The organism is Sphingomonas sp. CCH10-B3, from assembly GCF_001556185.1.
In the GTDB taxonomy this organism is placed as follows: domain Bacteria; phylum Pseudomonadota; class Alphaproteobacteria; order Sphingomonadales; family Sphingomonadaceae; genus Sphingomonas; species Sphingomonas aquatica.
The window spans coordinates 1-1,500 of record NZ_LSIJ01000035.1 but is presented as its reverse complement, the minus strand read 5'-3'; the positions used below and the strand labels follow the sequence as shown (position 1 = coordinate 1,500).

Annotated in this window: 1 protein-coding gene; it reads left to right on the top strand. The window is 67.3% G+C overall.

Annotated features, from left to right (window positions below):
- Positions 1-78 precede the first annotated feature (78 nt).
- On the top strand, positions 79-1,422 hold the full coding sequence (locus AX672_RS07480) for an IS1182 family transposase (protein ID WP_016510730.1): 1,344 nt from the start codon (positions 79-81) through the stop codon (positions 1,420-1,422).
- The last annotated feature ends 78 nt before the right edge of the window (positions 1,423-1,500 follow it).

Here is a 1,500-nt window from a genome sequence, read left to right as displayed (position 1 = left end):
GAGACTGTTGAAAAACGCGTGCTTGCGACGGCGATGGAGGCGTGATTCACTCTTGGCAGACGGCAAGGGATCACGGACATGATGGGACGGCAGGTGGCACAGGGCGCGCTGTTCTACGGCTTCCGGCTTGATGAGCATGTGCCGGTTGACCACCTGCTCCGACGCATCGACGGCGTGTTGGACTTCGGCTTCGTGCGCGAGGCACTGGCGTCGAGCTACAGCGCGAGTGGGCGACCCTCGATCGACCCGGAGCTGATGCTCAGGATGCTGCTGGTTGGCTATCTGTTCGGCATCCGCTCGGAACGGCGTTTGTGCGAGGAGGTGCACCTCAACCTCGCCTATCGTTGGTTCTGCCGGCTTGATCTGGCCGACCGGGTGCCCGACCACTCCACCTTCTCCAAGAACCGGCACGGCCGCTTCCGCACCTGCGACCTGCATCGCCTGCTGTTCGAGCAGGTGGTCGCACGATGCGCCGTGGCCGGGCTAGTGGCGGGGCGCGACGTGGCGGTGGACGGCAGCACGATCATGGCCGACGCCAGCCGCGAGAAGAAGCTGAAGGGGGCCGACGCCGCAGACGAGCTTCGTGGCAGGGAAAGCATATCGCGACCCGTCGCCGAATACCTGGCGGCGCTCGATGCCGCGTTGCCGCCGGGCCCCGACGAACCGGCGCCCGTCGATCCGACCAGCATATCGCCGACCGACCCGCAGGCGGCGCTCACCTGCAAGCACGGACCGGCGCGATACGCATACGCCATCAACCCCCTGCTTGACCTCGACACCGACTGCATCCTCGACGTGGAGGCCACGCCCGCCCGCTTCGCAGCCGAGGTGGCGGCGACCCGGACGCTGGTGTCACGCGCCGGCATCAGGCTGGGCATCGAACCCGCCAGTCTCTCGGCCGACAAGGCGTATGGTAGCGGTCCGCTGCTCCGCTGGCTGATCGACCGGAACATCACGCCATACATCCCGGTCATCGACCGGACCCGCCAGCGGGACGCCTTCTTCACCCGGGATGCCTTCCGCTACGACCGGGAAGCGGATGCCTACCGCTGTCCGGCGGACAAGCTGCTCGGCTATTGCGGCACCAACCGGACCAAGCAGGTGCGCGTCTACCGAAGCCGGCCGGCCGATTGCGCCGCCTGCGAGCTGAAGCCGCAATGCACCATCGGTCCGAAGCGGGGTGTCACCCGGCTCGTCAGCGAGGAAGCCCGCGATACCGTGCGCGCCCTTGCCGGCACCAAGGCCTATGTGCACGCACGGCGTCGAAGACAGCGGATCGAGCGCGTGTTCGGCCATCTGAAACGCAACCTGGGGCTACGAACGCTCAAGCTGCGGGGCCTGTCAGGAGCCGCCGAGGAGTTCACCATGGCTGCCGCGGCATACAACCTTCAGTTGCTCGCCCGGCAGGCCGCGGCGGCCTGATACGCGGCGTATCCCCGGTGGCCGGCGTCACCAGCCATCCGCCACGCCGATTTCGCGCAAGCCTTTTTCAACGGTCTC